2 protein-coding genes are annotated in these 2,525 nt (G+C 71.2%); both read right to left on the bottom strand.

The window, feature by feature from the left end; genetic code table 11:
• Positions 1-1,073 (bottom strand): phosphatase PAP2 family protein (locus ABZ016_RS42905; protein WP_356922231.1); only part of this gene is annotated, 1,073 nt, incomplete at its 3' end.
• Between the two features lie 227 nt (positions 1,074-1,300).
• A complete protein-coding gene (locus ABZ016_RS42900; protein WP_356922232.1) occupies positions 1,301-2,401 on the bottom strand; it encodes a hypothetical protein in 1,101 nt (366 codons plus the stop codon).
• Positions 2,402-2,525 lie beyond the last annotated feature (124 nt).

Raw genomic sequence — 2,525 nt, 5'->3', positions numbered from 1 at the left:
GCATCAACATCGTCAACCAGGACGCGATGCGGCTGCGCACCTTCGGCCCGGCCGTGCACGGCTTCCTCGACACCATCCGCGAGGGGCACCCCGGCCGATGAGGCCGAGCCGCGCGGGTGACGCTCCGGGTGCCGCTCCGTGTGCGGCGGCCGGCGGCTGCCGGCCGGGGTGATCGGCGTGCGCTCCGAGCGGGTCGTGTGCGGGCCGGGGGCCAGATAGGCCGGGGCCCGGGGCGAGCGGGCCGCGACGTCGTCCCGGTCGGGCAGCGGCGTGACCACCAGGGGCGGCGCGCCGACGGACGCGGCAGCGTGCGCCCTGCGGCCCCGCCAGCGCTCCCGCAGGTCGAAGATCGTGGCCTCGGCACGGGCGATCAGCGGCTCGAACCACGGCAGGCCGAGCAGGATCAGCAGGCCGGCGGTCCAGCCGAGGAGTACGTCGCTCAGCCAGTGCGTACCGAGGTAGACGGTGGCCATGCCGACGCCGAGCGAGGTCACCGCGGACACGGCGGACAGCCAGCGCTGCGCTCTCGCGCCGGAGGCCAGGTAGGCCAGGATTCCCCAGGTCACGACGGCGTTCGCGGTGTGACCGCTCGGAAATATATCGCCGCCGCGCCACATCTCGTTCGAGCCGATCACGGTCGCGTAGTGCGGTCCCAGGCGGCCCATGCCGTACTTGGCGGCGCCGACCGTGATGTTCAGCAGCAGCAGCGAGACGCCGAGGGCGAGCAGCGGACGCAGGGTGTGCTGCCGCCAGGAGCGCCAGCCCAGCCAGGCGGCGACCATCACGGCGGTCGGGCCGCGCTGGCCGAGCACCACGTAGTAGTCGACGAACCAGTGGATCCCCGACCACTGCTGGTACGGCCGGAAGAACATGACCTGCCAGTCGAGCCGGACCAGCCAGGACGTGATCACCACGGCCCACACGATGGCGCCGTAGAAGGCCAGGGTCGCCGCGAAGAGCACGATGCGGTGCCTGCTCATCTTCGGCACATCGATGTGGGCCGGTCGTTCCGGCTCACGGTCCAGCCGGGCGAACACCCGGTCCAGACGGGTGAGCTTCGGTTCGGTACGCACCCAATCGACGTTACAGCGAGTGAGCTCAGATCCCGGTCGAATCAACGGCTTTGTGATGACGATGTGATGTGGGATTCCTCTCAGGAGGGGGTTTATTTCCGCTGAATCTGTAATCGTCGGCCGCTGCGGCCTTCAATTCGTTTGATCATTCCGGGTGACGGTTTTATCGCGCTTTTGAATTCGTTCACCGGGGGATGGCGCGGAATTCTCCCGGTGCTCACAGCGGGTCAGGGCGGACCCGAGCCGTTCAGCCAGAACGCCCCGTACACCGCCGAAGCGACCGCCACGGATCCGAGCACCAGCGCTGACCTGCGCGGACGCAGCCGGACGAGAGCCAGGGCGAGGGGCAGAAGCAGCGGGAAGGCGGGCAGCAGCAGGCGCGGTTTCGAGCCGAAGTAGCTCGACGCGCACAGCGCGAGCGCGACGACGATGCCGGTGTAGACCAGCAGCGGGAGCGGCTGCCGCCCACGAACTCCGGCCGCGTACAGCCAGACGACTGACGCGACCCCGAGGATCAGCCCCATGCCGGCCAGGGCCGACGGGAACGACGCGAACTTTTCGGCGACGAACCGGGCGAAGGCATAGCCCCCGTCGAACCCGTTGCGCCATCCCGCCTGGACGTCGAGATAGCCGAGCGGACCCTTGCCGGTGCGGTGACCGACCCACAGGACGTATCCGGCGGCCCCGAGGGGGGCGAGCAGCATGCCGAGGACACGGCGGGTGGCGTCTGTGTCAGCCGGGGCCGGGGTGGGGGCGCGTGCCGCGTCCCGGGCGCCGTCCGGTTCGGCCGCGCGTCGGTCCCGCACGAAAGTGGCGATGCCCGCCGCCCACACCGCGGCCACCACGGCCAGCCCCACCGGGCGGGTCAGCCCCGCCAGCAGGGCCAGCGTGCCCGCGGTCACCCAGCGGCCCGTCAGGACGCAGTACAGCGCCCACGCGGCGAGCGCCGTGAACAGCGACTCGCTGTACGCCATCGACTGCACGATCCCGACCGGGAGCACCGCCCACAGCAGCACCGCGCACACCCCGGCCCGGCGGCCGTACACATGGTCCGCGACCGCGAAGATCCCCCAGGCGGCGGCGACCGACGCGCACAGGCTGACGACGAAGCCGCCGTCCGCGTACGACAGCGGGGACACCGCCGCCACCAGCCGCTCCAGCCAGGGCAGCAGCGGGAAGAACGCGAGGTTGGAGTGCACGTCCCCGTTCGGCAGGCGCACCTCGTAGCCGTAGCCGAGTTCGGCGACCCTGGTGTACCAGAGCGCGTCCCAGCGAGCGGTCAGCAGCGTGTACGCGCTCTTGTCGCGCGCCGCGCTCCACACGGCCAGGGTGACGAGGCCCAGGGCGCGGACGGCCGCGTACCCGATGAGCGCCGGGGCGGCCCGCCGCGTACTCGTCGATGACCTCTTGCGGGAACTTCACATGCTGCTGCTCACCCATCGGGCCCGGCTC

The sequence above is a fragment of the Streptomyces sp. NPDC006372 genome (assembly GCF_040612515.1).
Lineage (GTDB): Bacteria > Actinomycetota > Actinomycetes > Streptomycetales > Streptomycetaceae > Streptomyces.
This window is presented reverse-complemented; position numbering and strand designations above follow the sequence as displayed.